This is a genomic window from Candidatus Accumulibacter phosphatis, assembly GCF_000024165.1.
Taxonomy (GTDB): domain Bacteria; phylum Pseudomonadota; class Gammaproteobacteria; order Burkholderiales; family Rhodocyclaceae; genus Accumulibacter; species Accumulibacter phosphatis.
Genome location: NC_013193.1, coordinates 107,717 through 128,322, shown reverse-complemented (window position 1 = coordinate 128,322; position 20,606 = coordinate 107,717). Strand labels below are relative to the sequence as shown.

At 61.6% G+C, this 20,606-nt stretch carries 20 protein-coding genes and 1 pseudogene; 19 read left to right on the top strand and 2 right to left on the bottom strand.

The features are described 5' to 3' along the window. The first annotated feature begins 22 nt into the window (after window positions 1-22). Genes CAP2UW1_RS22790 through CAP2UW1_RS22780 form a run of 3 tightly spaced genes read left to right on the top strand, consistent with a single transcriptional unit; the run spans window position 23 to window position 2,956 of the window. Complete coding sequence (locus CAP2UW1_RS22790) at window positions 23-979, top strand: tyrosine-type recombinase/integrase (RefSeq protein ID WP_012806801.1); 957 nt, start codon at window positions 23-25, stop codon at window positions 977-979. Then, on the top strand, window positions 976-1,950 hold the full coding sequence (locus CAP2UW1_RS22785) for a tyrosine-type recombinase/integrase (RefSeq protein WP_012806800.1): 975 nt from the start codon (window positions 976-978) through the stop codon (window positions 1,948-1,950). Before CAP2UW1_RS22790 ends, CAP2UW1_RS22785 begins: the two co-directional genes overlap by 4 nt. After that, window positions 1,943-2,956: a tyrosine-type recombinase/integrase gene (locus CAP2UW1_RS22780; protein ID WP_012806799.1), complete on the top strand. Its 1,014-nt coding sequence runs from the start codon at window positions 1,943-1,945 to the stop codon at window positions 2,954-2,956. The genes CAP2UW1_RS22785 and CAP2UW1_RS22780 overlap by 8 nt, the downstream gene beginning before the upstream one ends. A 295-nt stretch (window positions 2,957-3,251) precedes the next feature. Here the strand turns inward: CAP2UW1_RS22780 and cadR are convergent, their stop codons facing one another. Both cadR and CAP2UW1_RS22770 read right to left on the bottom strand, forming a co-directional pair. After that, on the bottom strand, window positions 3,252-3,728 hold the full coding sequence (gene cadR, locus CAP2UW1_RS22775; protein ID WP_012806798.1) for a Cd(II)/Pb(II)-responsive transcriptional regulator: 477 nt from the start codon (window positions 3,726-3,728) through the stop codon (window positions 3,252-3,254). Window positions 3,729-3,744: 16 nt separating this feature from the next. Then, entirely contained in the window at window positions 3,745-4,083 is a 339-nt protein-coding gene (locus CAP2UW1_RS22770) for a YnfA family protein (protein WP_012806797.1), read from the bottom strand. Window positions 4,084-4,172: 89 nt separating this feature from the next. Between CAP2UW1_RS22770 and CAP2UW1_RS22765 the strand changes: the two genes are divergently transcribed. The 16 genes and pseudogenes from CAP2UW1_RS22765 to CAP2UW1_RS22690 all read left to right on the top strand — a co-directional run bounded on the left by CAP2UW1_RS22765 (window position 4,173) and on the right by CAP2UW1_RS22690 (window position 20,529). Next, the gene (locus tag CAP2UW1_RS22765) at window positions 4,173-6,419 is read left to right on the top strand and encodes a heavy metal translocating P-type ATPase (RefSeq protein WP_012806796.1); all 2,247 of its coding nucleotides are present in this window, start codon (window positions 4,173-4,175) and stop codon (window positions 6,417-6,419) included. Further along, window positions 6,416-6,760 (top strand): c-type cytochrome, encoded by a 345-nt coding sequence (locus CAP2UW1_RS22760; RefSeq protein WP_012806795.1) that lies wholly within the window; start codon window positions 6,416-6,418, stop codon window positions 6,758-6,760. The genes CAP2UW1_RS22765 and CAP2UW1_RS22760 overlap by 4 nt, the downstream gene beginning before the upstream one ends. After that, window positions 6,757-7,095, top strand: a complete 339-nt coding sequence (locus CAP2UW1_RS22755) for a c-type cytochrome (RefSeq protein WP_012806794.1) — start codon at window positions 6,757-6,759, stop codon at window positions 7,093-7,095. The genes CAP2UW1_RS22760 and CAP2UW1_RS22755 overlap by 4 nt, the downstream gene beginning before the upstream one ends. A gap of 121 nt (window positions 7,096-7,216) precedes the next feature. Next, on the top strand, window positions 7,217-7,819 hold the full coding sequence (lspA, locus tag CAP2UW1_RS22750; RefSeq protein ID WP_012806793.1) for a signal peptidase II: 603 nt from the start codon (window positions 7,217-7,219) through the stop codon (window positions 7,817-7,819). A gap of 20 nt (window positions 7,820-7,839) precedes the next feature. Then, window positions 7,840-8,331, top strand: a complete 492-nt coding sequence (locus CAP2UW1_RS22745; protein ID WP_012806792.1) for a protein-disulfide reductase DsbD N-terminal domain-containing protein — start codon at window positions 7,840-7,842, stop codon at window positions 8,329-8,331. 70 nt (window positions 8,332-8,401) lie between these two features. Beyond that, on the top strand, window positions 8,402-8,839 hold the full coding sequence (locus CAP2UW1_RS22740; RefSeq protein ID WP_012806791.1) for a DUF411 domain-containing protein: 438 nt from the start codon (window positions 8,402-8,404) through the stop codon (window positions 8,837-8,839). Window positions 8,840-8,970: 131 nt separating this feature from the next. Then, window positions 8,971-9,354, top strand: coding sequence for a cation efflux protein, CzcI family (gene czcI, locus CAP2UW1_RS26310; RefSeq protein WP_412566882.1), 384 nt, complete (start codon window positions 8,971-8,973; stop codon window positions 9,352-9,354). Between the two features lie 134 nt (window positions 9,355-9,488). Continuing rightward, window positions 9,489-10,787, top strand: a complete 1,299-nt coding sequence (locus tag CAP2UW1_RS22730; RefSeq protein WP_012806788.1) for a TolC family protein — start codon at window positions 9,489-9,491, stop codon at window positions 10,785-10,787. Window positions 10,788-10,798: 11 nt separating this feature from the next. Next, window positions 10,799-11,353: a hypothetical protein gene (locus CAP2UW1_RS22725; RefSeq protein ID WP_012806787.1), complete on the top strand. Its 555-nt coding sequence runs from the start codon at window positions 10,799-10,801 to the stop codon at window positions 11,351-11,353. Next, window positions 11,350-12,372 (top strand): efflux RND transporter periplasmic adaptor subunit, encoded by a 1,023-nt coding sequence (locus CAP2UW1_RS22720; RefSeq protein WP_012806786.1) that lies wholly within the window; start codon window positions 11,350-11,352, stop codon window positions 12,370-12,372. The genes CAP2UW1_RS22725 and CAP2UW1_RS22720 overlap by 4 nt, the downstream gene beginning before the upstream one ends. A gap of 12 nt (window positions 12,373-12,384) precedes the next feature. After that, window positions 12,385-15,504 carry an efflux RND transporter permease subunit gene (locus CAP2UW1_RS22715; RefSeq protein WP_012806785.1) on the top strand — a complete coding sequence of 1,040 codons (3,120 nt, stop codon included), beginning with the start codon at window positions 12,385-12,387 and terminating at the stop codon, window positions 15,502-15,504. A gap of 25 nt (window positions 15,505-15,529) precedes the next feature. Further along, window positions 15,530-15,913, top strand: a complete 384-nt coding sequence (locus tag CAP2UW1_RS22710; protein ID WP_012806784.1) for a hypothetical protein — start codon at window positions 15,530-15,532, stop codon at window positions 15,911-15,913. A 711-nt stretch (window positions 15,914-16,624) separates the two neighbouring features. Next, a complete protein-coding gene (locus CAP2UW1_RS22705; RefSeq protein WP_012806782.1) occupies window positions 16,625-17,623 on the top strand; it encodes a sulfate ABC transporter substrate-binding protein in 999 nt (332 codons plus the stop codon). A gap of 95 nt (window positions 17,624-17,718) precedes the next feature. Next, the gene (gene cysT / locus CAP2UW1_RS22700; protein WP_012806781.1) at window positions 17,719-18,594 is read left to right on the top strand and encodes a sulfate ABC transporter permease subunit CysT; all 876 of its coding nucleotides are present in this window, start codon (window positions 17,719-17,721) and stop codon (window positions 18,592-18,594) included. Next, on the top strand, window positions 18,591-19,466 hold the full coding sequence (gene cysW / locus CAP2UW1_RS22695) for a sulfate ABC transporter permease subunit CysW (RefSeq protein ID WP_012806780.1): 876 nt from the start codon (window positions 18,591-18,593) through the stop codon (window positions 19,464-19,466). Before cysT ends, cysW begins: the two co-directional genes overlap by 4 nt. Then, window positions 19,463-20,529: pseudogene (locus CAP2UW1_RS22690) on the top strand (sulfate/molybdate ABC transporter ATP-binding protein). The gene cysW and the pseudogene CAP2UW1_RS22690 overlap by 4 nt, the downstream one beginning before the upstream one ends. Window positions 20,530-20,606 lie beyond the last annotated feature (77 nt).

Genomic DNA, 20,606 nt, shown 5'->3' with positions numbered 1-20,606 from the left:
GTTTCCACTCAAGGAGACGCTCATGAACCGAATCTCACCGCCCCGGAGCGCGCAGCAGGTGCGCTCTTCTGCAGAAATCCCCGACCCCATCGCCGACGAACTGCACCGGTACGACGACCACCTGCGTGACGTCCGCGGCCTTGCGGCAGGCACGCGTCGCAACCATTGCCGCATCGTCGCGCAGTTGTTGCGAAAGAAGTTCGCCGGTGGCGTCGTCACCATTGCCAAGCTGAGTGCAGCCGACGTACGCCGCTTTATCGCTCGGCAACTGGGGGATAGCCCATCGCATTCGGCTGCCGCTCAAGTCGCGACAGCCTTGCGAAGTTACCTCCGCTACCGGACCGTCTGCGGTGATTCGGTTGTCCGGCTGAGCGCGGCGATTTCCTCGCCGGTGCAGTGGAAGCTTGCATCGCTGCCACGCGCTCTCAAGCCGGACGAGGTTCAACGGCTGCTTGCTGCACTCCCTTACGGACGAAAGCCCCGGCGTGGCTATGCCATCGTCCGCTGTGCGCTGGACATGGGGCTGCGCGCTGGCGAGATCGCGAACCTGTCGATCGACGCCATTGACTGGCGCGAAGGCACGGTCACGCTGAAGGGCACAAAGTCGCGACGGCAGGACATCCTGCCGTTGCCGATGGCGACCGGACAAGCATTGGCAGACTACCTGCAGCATGAGCGCCTGGCAAACCCAAGCAGGGCACTCTTTCTGTGCCGCCGCGAATCGCGTGACATCCCGATCACAACTTATGCGGTTGAGAACGTAATCCGCCGTGCCTGCCGACGGGCTGGTCTGCCCGATTCCGGTTCGCACCTGCTGCGTCACACGCTGGCCTGCCGCTTGGTCGGGAACGGCAGCTCGCTCAAGGAGGTTGCCGATGTCTTGCGGCATCGATCCCTGGAAACCACCCGGATCTACGCCAAGCTCGACACGCCAAAGCTCACCGAGGTTCCGTTGCCCTGGCCGGGGAGCGAATCATGAGCCGGCGCCGAAGCCTGCAGGCCAGAATCGACGACTATCTGGCTGAGCGTCGCCGCCAGGGTTTCCACCTGCGCTCCCGTGACACCTTCCTCTCCGGTTTTGCACGCTTCGTGGAGACAAAGGGCCATCACGGTCCGCTGACTGCGGAACTCATGGTCGAATGGGTACGTGCCGGCAAGGATGGCCATGGCGATGTGGGCACCTGGGCGCGCAGTTGGGGACGGCTGCGACACTTCATCTGCTACCTGCGGCAGTTTGAGCCGGACACTGAGATTCCTGAGGCATCGCTCTTCGGCCCGGAACCCGGTCGCGTGGCACCCCACATTTACCGTGAAGATGAGGTCGTCGACTTGCTCGCGGCGGCACGCACACTCGGCCCATCCGGCAGTCTTCGGCCATTCACCTACGAAACCCTGTTCGGCCTGATGGCCTCGACCGGATTGCGCGTTTCCGAAGCCATTCACCTGCGCGATACTGATGTCGACCTCAAACGCGGAATGCTGACGATCCGGCAGACCAAGTTCGCCAAGTCCCGGCAACTTCCGATCCATCCCAGCACGGTCAAGGCGCTGGTGCGCTACCGGAAACAACGTGAGCGGCATCTTCCGATGACGACGGGCATGCCGTTCCTGATCGGCAGTCGCGGTTGCCGACTGGGGCTACCACTCGGCGAGCGACAGGCGCACCGCGTCTTTACCAGCCTGCGCGACGGTCTTGGCTGGGTCAATCGCGGTGGACACGATGCCCCGCGCCTGCACGACCTGCGCCACACCTTCGCTGTGCGGCGGCTGGTGCGCTGGTACGCCGACGGTGCTGATGTTGACCAGAAGATGCTGGCGCTGTCGACCTATATGGGGCATGCCGAGATCTTCTACACGTACTGGTACCTCACCGCCGTTCCCGAGTTGATGGCAATCGCTGCCAGCCGGTTCGAGCAATTCGCCGATCTCGCGGGAGATGATGATGCGTAGACAACCCAAACCAGCGCCATCGTTTCCCGCACTCGTGCAAGCCTTCTTCGTTGAGCACCTGACGCAACAACGCGCACTCAGTCCACAGACGGTTGCCGCCTACCGGGATGCCTTCGTGCTCTTCCTGGGCTTTGCCGAGGTGCGACTTGGCCGTTCGCCAGCGCTGATCACGCTGGCCGACATCACGCCGGACCTGATCACGGCCTTCCTCGATCATCTGGAACGCAAGCGGCACAACAGCGTGCGCAGCCGGAATGGCCGTCTCGCGGCGCTGCGTTCGTTCCTGAAGTTCGCGGCGCACCGCGACGTGACATCGCTGCAGGTGATCGAGCACGCGCTCGGCGTTCCGGCAAAGCGCTTCGAGCGGCCGATGCTTGGCTATCTGTCCCGGGAAGAAATGCTCGCTGTGATCGGCACGCCGGATGGAACATGGTTCAGCCAAAGGGATCATGTGTTGGTGCTGTTGCTCTACAACACCGGTGCGCGGGTTTCAGAGATCGTCGGCGTGAAGGTCGGCGAGGTGGTGCTCGACGATGGGGCCGCCTGCGTTCATCTGCACGGCAAGGGACGCAAGCAGCGCAGCGTGCCACTGTGGCGTTCAACCATCAGGGCAATCCGGGCCTGGATCAAACGAAATCCGCAGTTCGATTCCGACTCGCCACTGCTGCACAATCGCGATGGCCAAGCAATGTCGCGATGGAACGTGATGCAGCGACTGGATCGCGCCGTCCAGGTTGCCACAGAATCCTGCCCTGAGTTGGCAACACGCCACATCTCGCCGCATGTGATTCGCCACACGACGGCAATGCACCTGCTGCAGGCCGGCGTCGATATCAGCGTCATTGCGCTTTGGCTTGGCCATGAGAGTCCGGCAACGACGCACCAATACGTCGAGGCCGATCTGGCCATGAAGGAACGGGCGCTGGCCCGGCTCCAAGAGCCAGAGACCAAGCTTCGTCGCTATCGGGCACCCGACTCGCTGATCGACTTCCTGCGGACGCTCTGATTATGTGGAGCTCAAAATCGGCGCCTGCCGCTCCAGATGGGTGGTTGGCGCACGGCGTCTGCCTTGGCTCAACATAATCGTGGCATCTACATAATCGGCCCTGTGGAGCTCCACATAAGGCCGAAACGCTGTCTATTGCTGATGACATGACGCTGGTGCTCTGCCAAAGCAGCCCGTGGCATTGGCTGGATTGAATGATCGTTTTTGCGAAGGTTGCCGACATTGATGTTGAATTGTGGTTTGTATCAAGGGGCATCACGGAAACTGGGACAATTCATACGCTAAGCTAATGCCATCAAACTTGGTTACCTTGATTACCCTTCGCCAAACTGCTCCGATGCGTTCCCTGAACGTGGGATACCGTCTTTTCGCTGTGCACAATCGCTTGAGACAACCCGTCAAGAATGCCGCAGTGGGCAGCGTCCCGCCCCTCGTCACATCGCTCACGCAGGTCTTTTAATTGGCTCTCCAGTTCCTGGAGCTCCTGCATCCGTTGGGCAACGTGCCCAATGTGTCGGTCAAGCAGTCGATTCACATCCGCGCAGTTCTCCTGGGGTGACTCCTTGAAGTGCAGCAAGACACGAATCTCATCCAGCGTCATGTCCAAACTGCGACAACGCCGAATAAAAGACAGTCGCTGGACATGGGCATCCCCATAGATACGGTAGTTGCCTTCGCTGCGGGCAGGTACTGGCAGCAGCCCATCACGCTCGTAATAGCGGATCGTTTCCACGTTCGTCCCGGCAAGGCGGGCCAGTTCGCCGATTTTCATCTTCGCCTCCTGACGTTCAAACGGATCGGGCCGGTTGGAGCATGATAATAGCCATACCGGCCAGCGAGACCGCACTGCCGACATAATCCCAACTGGTGGGCACAACGCCATCGATCCGCCATAGCCAGATCAGGGCAATTGCCACGTAGACACCTCCGTAGGCAGCGTAGATTCGCCCGGCGGCACCGGGGTGCAGGGTCAGCAGCCAGGCAAACAGCCCCAAGGAGACGGCGGCGGGGATCAAAAGCCAAACTGGACGCTGCTGGGTCAGGACCAGCCACGGCAGATAGCAGCCGACAATCTCGGCCAGCGCGGTTATGGCGAACAATCCCAGAACTTTGACGAACTCAAGCATCGCTTTGGCTCCGCATAGTTTTTTTCATTGTAATCCCTTGACTCTGTAGTCACTCAAGGGTTTCTAATGCGGGAAACAAGGAGCACGCCATGAGTCTTGATCCCAACCCGAAGCCCCTTCCGGAAACCGCCCATTGCGGATGTGCGGGCGGCTGTTCCGCAGCAGTGACCACAGCCGCAGAAATCCCGGCAGCCTCTGGTCTCGTTCAAAGCGATGGCGTGCCCGTCTTCTTGATTCCAACCATGGACTGCCCGAACGAGGAGAATGATATCCGTCGTGCGGTGGCCGGTATCGACGGCATCCGTTCCCTGCGGTTCCAGCTGTCGGCCCGCACCGTGTCGATAGATGCGACGACGGAGTCCCTCGATGCAGCCTTGGCCGCCATCCGCAAAGCGGGGTTCAGCCCCAAGGCGGTGTCGGCAGAACAGGCGGCGACAAAAAACGCTGGCGTCAGTGAGCTGTGGCGAAGTGTTCTGGCGCTGGTACTGGCCATCGGTGCGGAAGCGGTGGATTATTTCGCGCCCGACACACTGCCTTTCAAGGGCTTCGGTATGGCGTTGGCCGTCGTCGCTATTTGGTTGTCCGGCATTTCCACCTATAGCAAGGGACTGGCGGCATTGCGGCGCGGGCAGTTGAACATGAACGCGCTGATGGGTGTGGCGGTGACTGGTGCCTTCCTCATTGGACAGTGGCCCGAGGCGGCGATGGTCATGGCCTTGTATGCCATTGCCGAACTGATTGAGGCCCGGTCCGTGGATCGGGCGCGTAACGCCATCAAGGGCCTGCTCGACCTGACGCCGGAGACGGCGGAAGTGCGGCAGGATGATGGGACGTGGCTGGAAGTACCAGCCGCTGAGGTAAAGCTGGAAGCCAGTGTGCGGGTCAAACCAGGCGCTCGGATACCGCTCGATGGTCAGGTGACGGCAGGAAGCAGTGCAGTCAATCAGGCGCCGGTCACCGGCGAAAGCATCCCGATTGACAAAGCGGCAGGCGACCCGGTGTTCGCCGGCACGATCAACGAAACCGGCATTCTGGAGTTTCGTGTGACCGCCGCTGCCGACAATACCACGCTGGCCCGCATCATCCACGCGGTCGAACAGGCGCAGGGGACGCAAGCGCCAACCCAGCGCTTCGTGGATCGCTTTGCCGCAATCTACACCCCGACCGTGTTTGCCATTGCGGTTGCCGTGGCGGTTCTGACACCCTTGCTTCTCGGTTGGTCCTGGACGCAGGCGCTCTACAAAGCCTTGGTGCTGCTGGTCATCGCCTGCCCCTGCGCGCTGGTGATTGCCACGCCGGTGACGGTGGTCAGCGGCCTAGCGGCGGCGGCCCGACGCGGCATCCTGATCAAGGGCGGTGTCTATCTTGAGGAGGCCCGCAAACTGCGGGTCATTGCCCTCGACAAGACCGGCACCATTACCGAAGGCAAACCCCGTCTGGTCGCCATGGAGATCCTTCCCTCAGCGGTCCCCGAATCCCAGGTGCTGGCCTGGGCGGCCAGCCTGGCCGGGCACTCGGACCATCCGGTCTCAAAAGCGATTGCGACCGGTCTCAAGCTTCCGGAGAACGGCTTGACCGATTTTGTCGCCCTCGCCGGACGAGGTGTTGAAGCTCGCACGGATGGCCAACTCATCGTCCTCGGCAATCATCGCCTGGTTGAGGAGCGCAACCTGTGTAGTGCCGAGATCGAGGCTCGCCTTCAGTTGCATGAGACGCAAGGCCGGACGGTCACCATGCTGGCGTCGGCACAGCAGGTGCTGGCGATTTTTGCGGTGGCGGACACGATCAAGGAAAGTTCGCGTGAGGCGGTGGCCGATCTGCACCGTCTCGGTGTCGCCTCGGCCATGCTGACCGGCGACAATGTGGCTACGGCCGCGAGCATCGCCAGGGAAGCCGGCATCGACGACGTCCGGGGCAATCTTCTTCCAGAGGACAAACTGGCGGCCATCGAAGATTTGCAACGTCGCTATGGTCAGACCGCGATGACCGGCGACGGCATCAACGACGCACCGGCCCTGGCACGTGCCGACATCGGCGTGGCCATGGGCGCTGCCGGCACGGACACGGCGATGGAAGCGGCCGATGTGGTGATTATGAACGACGACCTGCGGCGCATTCCCGAGACCATTCGCCTGTCCCGGCGTACCCATGCGGTGCTCTGGCAAAACATCGGGCTGGCCCTGGGCATCAAGGCGATCTTTCTCGGACTCGCCGTTTTCGGTAATGCGACCATGTGGATGGCGGTGTTTGCCGATATGGGTGCAAGCCTGCTCGTGGTGGCGAACGGCTTGCGTTTGCTGCGAGTTACCGGTCCAGGGAAGGAGACAGCTGCATGAAATATCTGGCAATGATGGCCTTGTTCCTCATGACCGGCACATCGGCACACGCACAGAACTGGGGCATGGGCCGCGCCGACGGGGGCTGGAACAAGGTCGAGATGTGCCACGGCTGCCACGACATGGCTATGCGCGGCGGTATGGGTATGGGAATTCGCATGGGTCCCGGCGAGACGGCGCCGAAGTTGGGCGGACAACACGCCGCTTACCTCGAAAAATCCCTGAGGGCTTATCGCAGCGGCGAACGCCGCCATCCCTTGATGAATCGCATGGCCTCGATGCTCGACGATAGGGAAATTGCCGAGATCGCCGCCTTCTATGCCAGAAAGGACAACAAATGAGATATGCCTGGATAAGCGGCCTGACCGCTTTACTGGCCGCAGGAGCGGTCCTCGCGGCCGAGGTCAGGCCACCGGGCAAGGCGCAGCAGGTCTGCGCCGCATGCCATGGGACCGACGGCAACAGCGCCACCGACCAGTTTCCCCGGATTGCAGGTCAACGAGAGGCTTATCTCGTGGGTGCGCTGCGGGCATATCGCGACGGCAGACGAATCGATCCGGTGATGAAGCCTCAGGTGGAAGGGTTGTCCGATGAGGATATGGGGAAGCTCGCCGCGTACTACGCGGCGCAGGCCGGGCTGACCGTCAAGCAGCCGACGTGGGGCAATTGCTGGTGACACCGTCTCGACGCCGATGCCACCTTTAGAAGTGCAGAGGCGCGCTCGTCGTGGGCGTGCTCCTGTAGCGACGCGAGGCCATGCCTCGCATTGATAGCTGATTCAACCAAGGAGAGATGACATGGACAGGACTCGTCTCATAGTGACCATGACCGCCCTCGCGGCGCTCCCGAGAGCAGAGACCGCGCAACAGGGTTCTGGCGATAGGGCGAGTGCTCCGCAAATAATCCCGCGCAAGCCCATGATGGACCGGTACCGCTGGCTGGGATTGGCCATCGGTGTGGCCTTGGCGGACCAATGGGCCAAGCATTGGATCGCGGGTACCTTCCCCTTGGGCGCAGGCGAAACGGTGTTACCGTTTTTCAATCTCGTCCACATCCTGAATAGCGGCGCAGCCTTCAGTTTTCTCGCGAATGCCGGCGGTTGGCAACGCTATGTCTTGATTGCCCTTGCCTTGGCCGTCTCGGTGGGGCTGACCATCATGTTGCTGAAAGGCGTGGCGAACCGGTGGGAAGGGTGGGGGTATAGCCTGCTCCTCGGCGGTGCCGTCGGCAACCTGGTAGATCGCTTGGGCCGGGGAGCGGTCGTGGATTATCTGGACTTCCATGCCGGCGGCTGGCACTGGCCAGCCTTCAATCTCGCCGATACGGCGCTTTGTCTGAGCGCCTTGATTCTTCTTTTGGGAACCTTGCCGTCGTCAGCTCAAAGCAAGGCGCCCACTTAGCAAGTGCGCAGGAAATCTCGATGCAAATTTTGGCTATAAATCAAAACCAGGAACACAAATTGGCTCAACGATCCTTCTCCCTATTTGACCGTCGCACGTTGTCTGCCTTGATGCTCATGGGCCTGGTCCATTGCGCTTCGGCAGCCGAGGAACCCTTGCCTCCTGATCAGGCGTTTCGGCTCAAGGCATCCCTGAAGGGTGGCGATACGGTGGTGGCTGAAATCATTCCTGCCAAGAAGCACTACCTCTACAAGAACAAGGTCCGCTTCGCCTTGAAGAACGCCAGCGGCGTCTTGATTAAGGAGGTGAGGCTACCTTCCGGCGAGATGAAGAACGACCCCTATTTTGGGCTGATTGAAGTCTATAAGTCGCCGGTCGTCGCGGAAATCGTTGTGGAACGCGCTCCCAAGTCTAAAGCCGTCACCCTTTATGCGTCTTATCAGGGGTGCAATGAGACACTCGGCATCTGTTATCCGCCGATTGAGAAAACCGTTGACATGAAGTTCGATTGACGCCGGTTATCACATTTTTCCATTACTAGCGTTTAGCCCATCTCCCATTTTATTGAAAGGATTTATTTTCATGTTGAAAAAGCTCATTGCCTGCCTGTTAGTGACCACCGCACTACAGGGTGCCCTTGCGGCACAACTGCCCGAAGTGACCGTCTACAAGAATCCTGATTGCGACTGCTGCACCGAGTGGGTCAAGCACATGCAAGAGTCCGGCTTTCAGGTGAAACAGGTCAATACCCGTGCCATGGACGTGGAACGGCAACGGTTTGGGGTGCCCCCGCATTTGGCTAGTTGCCATACCGCGAAAGTTGGCGGCTACACCGTGGAAGGCCATGTGCCCGCCTCCGCTGTCAAGAAAATGCTGACCGAGCAGCCGTCGGTTCGGGGCCTGACCATTCCGGGCATGCCGACCAATGCCCCCGGCATGGGGCCGCACATCGTGGGAACGCTGAAGGTATATACCTTGCCCAAAGAGGGTGAGTCGTCCCGCCTCTACTCGGTCGAATAGCGCCGATTCCCGAAAGTGCGGTTGGGGAAATTTTGGCAATGCGTCCATGTGGATGGCAGCCTTCGCCGACATGGGCGCGAGTCTGCTGGTGGTGGGCAACGGCGTGCGCATCTTGCGGTGGGCTTCCGGAAATGATTTTCGCTGATACAATCCGACCAATGCGCCGCTGGCTCTCAATCCTTCTTCTCGTTTTTCTGCCGTTCCAGTTCTCCTGGGCGGCGGTGGCCGGCTATTGCCAGCACGAGTCCGGGGCTGCTGCGCAGCACTTTGGCCATCATGACCACCAGCATCAGGCCGCTGCCGATCAGGAGGGCACGCCGGATGCCAAAGCACTGGGTGGTGGCATCGACAGCGATTGCGTCGCCTGTCATGCGAGTTGTGCGGCGGCGATCTTCAGCATGGCCTCCTTGCCGGCTTCAAGCAGCGCGTCCATTGCGATTCCCTGGTCACCGGGAAATCTGACCGCGCCGCCTCTCGCGCACCCCGAACGCCCCAACTGGTCCGTCCTCGCCTAATCGGCGGGGTGGATAGCACTTTTCTGCGCTTCTCCCTTGTGGCTGCGGTGGACTGATCCGCCCTGACGCATTGCGACACTTCCCGGTCGCACCTCGCCGATTCCCCGTGTGTCTTTTCATCACTGGAGAATCGGATGTCTCGAAGCAAATCAATTTCACGAACTACCTTTTTACCGGCCCGCCTAGTCGTTGCCGGGCTGTGCTCGCTCGCTGCAATAGCGACCGGGGACCTGTGGGCGCAATCGACGTCAGCCCCCGCTGGTGCCGTGATTACCCTGTCGCAAGCCTTTGCGGCCGCTTGGGAGCGACAACCGGAAGCGCAATCCCTTGATCTGCGGCGCGATGCTGCCGAGGCGCGTCGGCAGGTTGCCGGCAGTTGGACGGCCCAAGCGCCTTCGCTGGATTTGTACGGCAAGACCGACCAACTGAGCAAGAATCAAGGCAGCCGCGAATACGCGGCCGGTGTGGTCTTGCCCCTGTGGCTGCCGGGCGAGCGCTCCCGTCAGGGTGCCTTGGCAGACGCCGAATCCAAAGCCGTGGACAGCCGGGTGACGGCTGCCCAATTGCGCACAGCCGCCGCCGTGCGTGATGCCTGGTGGAACTGGCAGCGGGCACGCGGCGAACAGTCACTGGCCCGCGAGCGCTTGGTCAGCGCGCAAAAACTGGCAGAAGATGTCCGCCGCCGGGTCAAGGCCGGCGACCTGGCACGATCGGACCAGCATCAGGCCGATGGCGTGGCGGCAAGCGCCGAGGTGACCCTGGCGGAAAGCGCCAGCCTGCTGGCCGCAGCCACCCAGCAGCTGCGCGCCTTGATCGGCAAGCTGCCGGATGTGGCAGCAGCCGACGGCCCGGAAACCCCGCCGGCGGTGCCTGCCGACTTCACCGCCCTGGATTCGACCCACCCAGCGGTCGTCGAACTGTTCGACCGGGCCGAGGTTGCTCGCCGTAGTGCCGATCTGGCCAGCGTGCAGACGAGGAGCAATCCCGAACTGCTGCTGGCGACTACCCGCGAGCGAGGCGCTTTCGGCGACGACTATCAGCAGACCGTCACACTAGGCGTGCGCATCCCTTTTGGTTCGGAGAGCCGCAATCGCGCCAAACTCGGCCTTGCCCGCGCTGAAGCCCTCGAAACCGAGGGGCAACTTCGCCTCGAGCGCGAGCGCCTGGCGGCTGATCTGGAAGCGGCGCGCGTGCGCGTCGAATCGAGTCGCACGCAACTGGCGGCCGCCGAGAAGCGCACCCAACTGGCGCGTGAGTCGCGGGGCTTTTTCGACAAGTCCTTCCGCCTGGGCGAAAGTGACCTGCCGACCCGCCTGCGTATCGAACTCGAATCCGTCGAAGCCGAACGGCAAAACGCTCGCGCCCGGATTGACCTGGCCGCCGCCATCTCCGCCCTGCGTCAGGCCCTGGGCCTGCTCCCCGAACAAAAATGAGGAATCCGAACATGAGAACAACAAACACGCTGGTCGCTTTGGGATGGGCCGCCTGGATCGTCCTGGCGACTCCACTGGCCTGGGCCGGTGGCGACCATGGCGAGGCGCCGGCATCATCGGCTGGTCCCACCTCGCCGCTTTTTGCGGCAACGTCCGAAACCTTTGAACTGGTCGGCGTCGTCAATGGCAAGCAACTGACGCTCTATCTCGACCGCTATGCCGACGGCAGCCCAGTCAAAAACGCCAGGCTCGAACTCGAACTGGGCGGCGTCAAAGTCCCCGTCGAAGCGCATGCCGAGGGCGAGTTCGAGGCAACGCTGGCGCAGGAACTCAAGCCGGGGGTCGTGTCGGTCGTGGCTACCGTCATCGCCGGCGAGGAAACCGACTTGCTGGCTGGTGAACTCGACATCCACGAAGAGGCGCATGGAGAAACGAGCGCCCACACCCATGGCTGGAAGGAATACGCCCTGTGGGGTGGTGCCGCCGGCGGGGCGCTGCTACTCCTCGCCGCCCTATTGCGCCGCCTGCGCGCTTCCCGCAACCCGCATTTCGGAGGTGCCGCATGAGGCCCCGGCTGTTATTGAGCGCTTTTTGTCTTTCCTTCTTGCTCTCCCCAATGCCGGCTCTGGCCGGCGACGGCCATGACCACGGTGACGCCCCACCCGCTGCCAGCGGCAGCGGCCCCAAACGCCAGCCGGACGGCAGCGTCTTCCTGCCCAAACCGGCGCAACGCCAGATCGGCGTTCGCACCCTGCTGGTTGAGCCAGGCGAACTGCCCCGTACCCATGAACTGGCCGGCAAGGTGGTCATGGACCCGAATGCCGGCGGCAAAGTGCAGGCCATCGTTGCCGGTCGTGTCACGCCGGGACCACGCGGTCTGCCATTGCCCGGCCAGCAGGTCAAGAAAGGCGAGGTGCTGGCTTACGTGACGCCGGAAGTCGGCGGCAACAGCCGCTCCCTGGCTGAAAGTCGCCTGCGCCGCCTGCGAGAACTGTCCGACACCGTGCCGCGCAAGGTCATCGAGGAAGCCGAAGCTGCCGTGGCCAACGAGCAACTGGTGGCGCCGGTCAGTGGCGTTATTGCCTCGGCCAACGTCGTCTCTGGTCAGGTGCTCGAAGCCCGCGAAATCCTGTTCGAGATCGTCAATCCGGAACGCCTGCTGATCGAGGCGCTGGCTTTCGATATGGCCGTCGCCAGCGATGTGGCCGGGGCCTTTGTTGCCGTTGGCGAGCAGAAGTTGCCGCTACGCCTGGTCGGCGTTGCCCGCAGCCTGCGCGAACAGGCCCTGCCGCTGACCTTCCGGGGTGAAGGTAGCGCTTTGGCGGGATTGGCCGTCGGCCAGCCGGTTCGGGTCTTCGTGCAGACGCGCAGCACGGTGCCAGGAATCCGTGTGCCGGCGGCGGCGCTAATGAAGAACCCGGCCAACCAGAGCATCGTCTGGGTCAAGACGGCGCCGGAACGCTTTGAGCCGCGCACGGTAACCGCCGAGCCGCTGGACGGCACCCACGTGGCGGTAACCAGCGGACTGAAAGCCGGGGATCGGGTTGCCGTCCGCGCGGCCACTCTGATCAACCAGATACGCTGAGCGGAGCCAATCATGTTTAAGTGGCTTCTCGACAACAGCCTTGCCAACCGCCTGCTGGTCATCATCGCCAGCCTGGTGCTGATGGCGTATGGGGCATTCACGCTCTCGCGCACGCCGGTCGATGTGTTTCCAGACCTCAACAAGCCGACGGTCACCATCATGACCGAATCCGGCGGCATGGCCGCCGAGGAAGTTGAACAACTGATCACCTTCCCGCTGGAAACGACCATGAACGGTCTGCCAGGGGTGGAAAGCGTACGGTCGGTTTCCAGTGCCGGCCTCTCGTTCATTTATGTGACCTTTAACTGGAGAACAGAGATTTTCCGGGCGCGACAGATGGTGTCGGAACGTCTTTCCTCGATGGAGGAAGGGCTGCCGACGGGCGTCACGCCGCGCATGGGGCCGATCAGTTCGATCATGGGCGAAATCATGCAGATCGCCATTCCCATCGACACAGCGAAGATTTCGCCGATGCAGGTGCGCGAATACGCCGACTGGGTGCTGCGTCCGCGTTTGATGGCCATCGCCGGCGTGGCGCAGGTCATTCCCATCGGCGGCGAAGTACGGCAGTTCCAGGTGCAGCCGAACACGACGCGCATGGCGGAACTGGGCATTTCGCACGAACAGCTGACCGGGGCGCTCAAGGGATACTCGGCCAACACCTCCGGCGGTTTCCTCGAACTCAACGGGCGCGAATACCTGATTCGCCATCTCGGCCGCACGTCGCGTCTGGACGACCTGAAAAATCTGGCGCTGACGGCCCGCCACGGTCAACCCGTTTTATTGCGGCAAATCGCCGACGTGACCTTCGCGCCGGCCATCAAGCGGGGCGATGCCGGTTTCGAGGGCAAGCCGGCGGTCATTCTCGGCATCCAGAAGCAGCCAACGGCGGACACCATCCATCTGACCCGGAGCATTGAGGCCGCCGTGGAGGATCTGAAAAAATCGCTGCCGGCCGGCATGGAGGCGCCCAAGGTAACCTTCCGCCAGGCCAGTTTCATCGAGTCGTCGATCAGCACGCTGCAAGGCAAGCTGATCGGGGCGTCGGTCTTCGTCGCCGTCATCCTGTTCTTCTTCCTGGGCACCTTGCGCCCGACGGTGATCGCGCTGACCGCGATACCGGTGTCAATTTTCATTACGGCGCTGGTCTTCGACTATTACGGCCTGTCGATCAACACCATGACCCTGGGTGGTCTGGCCATCGCCATCGGCGGCCTGGTCGATGACGCAGTGGTCGGCGTCGAGAACGTGCTGCGGCGCCTGAAGGAAGACCGGGCCAAGCACCACGATCATCGAATGCACCCGATTGAACTAGTGGCCCATGCGACGATGGAAGTGCGTTCGGCCATCCTCTACGCAACGATTATTATCGTGCTGGTTTTCCTGCCGCTGTTCGCACTGCCCGGTATGGAAGGTCGGCTGTTCGTGCCGCTCGGCATCGCTTTCATCGTTTCGACGCTGGCCTCGCTGGTGGTGTCGGTGACGGTGACGCCGGTGCTCTCCTTCTACCTGCTGCCCAGAATGAAGTCGCTCGATCATGGCGATACGAAACTGCTGGCCTGGCTGAAAGCCAGCTATGGCCGCAGTTTGCAGGCGGTGCTCAACCGGCCTAAAGCGGCGTTGGCTGCCGGTGCTGTTGCCGTTCTGGTGGCAGCGGTCGCGGTGCCCTTCTTCCCAAAAACCTTCCTGCCGCCCTTCAATGAGGGAACGCTACTGATTGGCATGCGCCTTAATCCCGGCGTCACGCTGGCCGAGTCGTCGGCCCTGGCGCAACAGGCCGAGGTGCTAGTCAAGGCAGTGCCGGAAGTTGTGCACGTCGGGCGGCGCAGCGGCCGGGCGGAACTCGACGAGCATGCGGAAGGCGTTCACGTCAGTGAACTGGATGTCGGCCTGAAGCCGGCGTCCGAAATGACGCGCTCGATGGGCGAAATTTCGGCCGACATTCGCGCCCGCCTGATCAACCTGCCGGCAGCGGTTGCTATCGGCCAGCCCATCTCGCACCGCATCGATCATATGCTGTCCGGCGTGCGCTCGCAGATCGCTATCAAGATTTTTGGCGACGACCTGGACACGCTACGTGGTCAGGCCGATGTGCTGCGCGGCAGGTTGGCCGGTATTCCCGGCGTTGTCGATCTGGAAATTGAGAAGCAGGTACTGGCCCCGCAGATCAAGGTCAGTGTCAACTACGCGACGGCCGCACAGTACGGCGTGCCGACGCCACAGATTCTGGCGACGCTGCAAAGCCTGGTCGAAGGTGAAAAAGTAACGCAAGTGGTCGAGGGCGGCCGGCGCTTTGCGCTGGTCGTGCGTTTGCCCGAATCGTCCCGCTCGTTGCAAGGGCTGGGGCGGATATTGCTGGAAACGCCCGGCGGCCCGATTCCCCTGTCAAAAATCGCCACCATCGAGGATGGCGACGGGCCGAATCAGGTCAGCCGCGACGATGGCAAGCGGCGCATCGTGATTTCGGCCAACGCCCAAGGGCGGGCATTGTCCGAGATTATCGAGGACATCCGCAAGGTGGTCGGCGACAGCAAACTGCCTGAAGGCTACTTCATCACCCTGGGCGGACAGTTCCAGGCGCAAGAAGAGGCTTCGCGGCTGGTTGGTCTGCTCTCCATCGTCTCGCTGGTGCTGATGTTTGTGGTGCTCTTCAGTCGCTACAAGTCGGTCGTGCTGTCGGCGCTGATCATGGCCAACATTCCGCTGGCACTGGTTGGCGCAGTGCTCGGTTTGTGGCTTTCCGGGCAGCCGCTATCGGTCGCCGCGCTGGTCGGCTTCATCACGTTGGCTGGCATCTCGGTACGCAACGGCATCCTCAAGGTCAGCCATTACATCAACCTGATGCGCATCGAAGGCGAGAACTTCGACCACAAGATGATCCTGCGCGGCTCTCTGGAACGTCTTGCACCCGTCTTGATGACGGCGCTGGTGACGGCCTTCGCGCTGGCACCGTTGTTGTTCGAGGCCGAGCGGCCGGGTACGGAAATCCTGCATCCGGTCGCAGTGGTCATCTTTTCGGGCCTGATCAGCTCAACCCTGCTCGACACCTTCCTGACACCCGCCATGTTCTGGCTGTTCGGCCGCAAGGATGCGGAACGCCTGATGAACGATAGCGATGCCGGTGCGCTCTAATTATTGCTCTACGAAAGGAAATCCCATGAAACCGATTTATTTTCTCGCCGCTTTTGCCTTCTCCATGTCCGGCCTTGCCTTCGCCGCCGGTGGTCACGACCATGGCCACGAACGCAAGCCGCTTCACGGCGGCGTCGTCAGCGAGGTCAAGGATGTGGATTACGAACTGGTGGTCAAGCCGGATTTGATTCAGTTGCATTTGCGCGATCATGGCAAGCCGGTGGATGTCTCGAAGTCCAACGCCAAGCTGACCATCCTCGTCGGTGCTGATAAGCAGGAAGTCGAGTTGAAACCGGTAGGCCAGCAACTGGAAGCCACAGGCAGTTTCAAATTTGCCAACAGCAAGATTGTCGCGTTGGTATCCGTGCCGGGCAAAGCCACAGCAACGGTTCGCTTCGTGTTGAAATAGAAGGAGGGTCGCATGTCTGCGGTTGCAAAAATACTCCCCACTTGTATCTTGGGCGTGACACTTTCCGGTTGTGCCGGGCATACCCATCAGCTGGAATCGGTGAACGAGTCCTCACCCGTCACTGGCTCCTTTAGCCACGACGGCACACAGGTGCCGGTCATGGTTCTGGAACTCGAAGGAGCACGATATGAGGGGCGAGGATTTGAGATTAGGCGTCATCAAGACCTAGCAGAAATGCGTAAGTTGTATGGCCCTGGCAAACATTACGACCGAATTGCCAGCGGCGTGGATAGAGATCACCTAAGGAGTTCGGCATCGCCGGTACTACGTGCCCCCAATGGGGAGACGATTCGATGCCTACTGACTTGGGGGCCGGGCCAAGACCCCGCCGGGGTTTGTACAAAATCTGATGGGAAGCAGATTGCTGTTCGCTTCGACTGATTCTGGGTAAGCCTGTGTCCTCCTAATCGTCAAATTACACGATCCGTCGGACTCCATCTTTTCCAACCTGCCTCATTGCAAAAGGCGAGCCGATTCATGGAGTGCCTCAGCAAAACACCGGAACGGGTTATGGCTTATTTCAAACATTCCGCCGTCCAATATGCAGCATTACCGGCTATTTGATTGCCGGGTTATAAGCAAATTCAAAAACCGTCTTTGTGGTTATAAGTGACTCCGCTAGATTAGCGGCCATCCATAGCGAGGTGAATCATGACCCATTTCCGTAAATCGATAGCTACCGTTCTGCTCAGCCTGGTTGCCGGGGCCGCCCTGGCAGATGCCACGCTGCTCAACGCGTCCTACGACGTCGCGCGCGATGTCTACAAGGACTACAACCCGATGTTCCAGAAGCACTGGAAAGCCAACGCTGGCGAAAGCGTGGAGTTGAAGCAGTCGCACGGCGGCTCGACCAAGCAGGTGCGGGCCGTGGCCGACGGGCTGGAGGCCGACGTGGTGACGATGAATCAGGCCAACGATATCGAGTTCTTGGCCGAGAAAGGTCTGGTCGCCAAGGACTGGGCAAAGAAGTTCCCGAACAACGCTTCGCCCTACACATCGGCGATGGTCTTCATCGTGCGCAAGGGCAATCCCAAGGCCCTGAAGGATTGGGCCGACCTGGCAGCGCCGGGTGTTCAGGTCATCATGCCGCACCCGAAGAACACCGGCAACGGCCGCAATACCTATCTGTCGGCCTGGGCTTGGGCGCTCAAGCAACCGGGCGGCAGCGACAAAACGGCGCAGGAATTCGTCGGCAAGCTGTTGAAGAACGCTCCGCTGTTCGCCGCCGGTGGCCGTGACGCGACAACGACCTTCATGCAGCGTGGCATGGGCGATGCGTTGATCACCTTTGAATCCGAAGCCGAAATGATCGCCAAGGAATTCGGCAAGGGCAATTTCGAGGTGGTCTATCCCAGCCTGACCATGCAGACCGAGTTCCCGGTCGCTGTCGTCGAGAAGGTGGTGGACAAGAAGGGAACGCGCAAGCAGGCCACGGCTTACCTGGAGTACCTGTGGTCCAAAGAAGGCCAGGAGAACGCCGCGCAGAACTACCTGCGGCCGCGTGACGCCGAGCTGCTGAAGAAGTATGCGGCGTTCTTCCCGCCGGTGAAGACATTCACCGTCGATGAGGTGTTCGGCGGTGCCAACAAGGCATTTGCCACCCACTTCAAGGATGGCGGCACTTTCGACCAGATTTACGTCGCCAAGTAAGCGTTCGCCCGCCCGCCAAAGCCGGCCGGGTTCTGCCCGGCCTGAGGCTTTGCTGCGGTCGACCGGAGAATTTGGCCAAAAAAACAAGAATACTCATGTCCGCAAAATCCCAACGCGTGTTGCCTGGCTTCGGTCTGGCGCTGGGCTATACGCTGGTCTATCTCTCGTTACTGATCCTGCTGCCCCTCGGCGGCATGATACTCAAGGCGTCCGAACTCGGTTTCGGCCAGATTCTCGACATCGCGCTCGGCGAACGCTCGCTGGCGGCCTTTCGTGTCACCTTCGTGTCGTCGTTGCTGGCCGCGTCGATCAATGCCTTCTTCGGGCTGATCGTAGCCTGGATCCTCGTTCGCTATTCTTTTCCCGGCAAGCGCTTCGTCGATGCGCTGGTCGATCTGCCATTCGCGCTGCCGACAGCGGTGGCCGGCATCACGCTGGCCACGCTTTACGCCGGCAACGGCTGGTTGGGGCAGTACCTTGAGCCACTGGGGGTCAAGGTGGCCTATACGCCGCTCGGCATCATCGTCGCCCTGACCTTCATTACCCTGCCCTTCGTCGTCCGCACCTTGCAGCCGGTGATCGAGGATATCGAAACCGAAGTCGAGGAGGCAGCCGCCTCGCTCGGCGCCTCGCGCTGGCAGACCTTCGTAAAAGCGATTTTCCCGGCCATCGGCCCGGCCTTGCTCACCGGCTTCGCGCTGGCCTTTGCCCGGGCGCTCGGCGAATTCGGCTCGGTCATCTTCATCGCCGGCAACCTGCCGCTGATTTCCGAAATCGTGCCGCTGCTGATCATCTCCAAGCTGGAGCAGTACGACGTGCTCGGCGCCACGGCGCTGGCCGTGGTCATGCTGGCCATTTCCTTCGTGCTGCTGCTGGTCATCAATGCGCTGCAATGGTGGGCAGCCAATCGGCACAAAAACAGTGAGCCGCTGGAAGTGGCTGCCGGCAAGACCAAGGCGGGTGCGGCATGAGTAGCAACAAACTGACACGCGCCACGCAGGAACCGGCCTGGGTGCGTTACACGCTGCTGACGGTTGGCCTCGGCTTCCTGTTCTTCTTCCTCGGGTTGCCGCTGGTCGCGGTTTTCGTCGAAGCGCTGGCGCAGGGCCTGCCGATCTATCTTGAGGCGCTGAAGGAATCGGAAACCCGTTCGGCGATCTGGCTGACCATCGTCATTGCGCTGGCCGTGCTGCCCTTCAACATCCTGTTCGGCGTCGCTGCGGCCTGGGCCATCGCCAAGTTCGAGTTCAAGGGCAAGAGCCTGCTGATCACGCTGATCGACCTGCCCTTCGCGGTGTCGCCGGTGGTCGCCGGCCTGATCTTCATCCTCATGTTCGGCTCGCAGGGCTATTTCGGCGGGTTGCTGGCGGCCAAGGACGTCAAGATCATCTTCGCCGTGCCGGGCATGATTCTCGCCACCCTGTTCATCACCTTCCCCTTCATCGCCCGCGAGCTGATCCCGCTGATGCAGTCGCAGGGCAAGGACGAGGAAGAGGCGGCAATCTCGCTCGGCGCCTCCGGCTGGCAGATGTTCTGGCGCGTCACCCTGCCCAATATCAAGTGGGGCCTGCTCTACGGCGTGATCCTGTCGAACGCCCGGGCGATGGGCGAATTCGGCGCGGTGTCGGTGGTTTCCGGCCACATCCGCGGCGAGACCAACACGCTGCCGCTGCACGTCGAGATCCTCTACAACGAATACAACGCGATCGGCGCCTTCGCCGCCGCCTCCGTGCTGGCCCTGCTGGCACTGGTGACGCTGGTGGCCAAGACCATCGTCGAATGGCGCATGAAGGCCGAGACCGACATGCTGAACGCTGAACTCCCCGGCGAGAAAACTTCATGAGCATCGAAATCCGCAACATCTCCAAGCGCTTCGGCAATTTCGTCGCGCTCGACAACATCAACCTCGATATCCCGACCGGAGAGCTGGTCGCGCTGCTCGGCCCCTCCGGTTGCGGCAAGACGACCTTGCTGCGCATCATCGCCGGCATGGAAACCGCCGATCAGGGCGAGATCCTGTTCTCCGGCGCCGAAGCGACCCATGTGCACGCCCGCGAGCGCAATGTCGGTTTCGTCTTCCAGCATTACGCGCTGTCCGCCACATGACGGTATTCGAGAATGTCGCCTTCGGCCTGCGCGTCAAGCCGCGCAAGGAGCGCCCGTCCGATGCCGAGATCAAGCGCCGGGTCATGGAACTGCTCGGCCTGGTCCAGCTCGACTGGCTGGCGGATCGTTATCCGTCGCAACTCTCCGGTGGCCAACGGCAGCGGATTGCACTGGCCCGCGCCCTCGCCGTCGAGCCCAAGGTGCTGCTGCTCGACGAGCCCTTCGGCGCGCTCGACACCAAGGTACGCAAGGAACTGCGCCGTTGGCTGCGCCGCCTGCACGACGACATGCACATCTCGTCGGTGTTCGTCACCCACGACCAGGAAGAAGCGCTGGAAGTCGCCGATCGCGTGGTGGTCATGAACCACGGCAAGATCGAGCAGATCGGCTCGCCGGACGAGGTGTATTCCAGCCCCGCCTCGCCCTTCGTGTACCAGTTCCTCGGCAACGTGAACGTCTTCCATAGCCGGGTGCAGGGAGGTTACGCCGAAGTCGAGTGCCGCGAGAAGCCGGAGCGGGCCACCGCCTTCGTCCGGCCGCACGATATCGACATCACCCACTCGATTGCCGAAGGCAGCCTAGAGGCGACTGTGCAGCATGTGCATCCGATCGGACCGGTGGTCCGTATCGAGTTACTGCATGGGCGGGTAATCGTCGAAGTCGAACTGTCGCGCGAGCGCCACGAGGCGCTGCAACTGGTGGTCGGCCAGCAGGTCTGGTTCCGGCCGCGTCAGCTCCGCGTCTTCGGGGCCGACAATCAGCCCGCGGCTGCGTCGGAAAAACAGGCTTTCCTGTTCTGATCCGGGGCAAATCGGGCGAACGGGGGCGGGTGATATAATCGGCCCCCACTTCGTCTGCACAACCGTACCCGGTGATA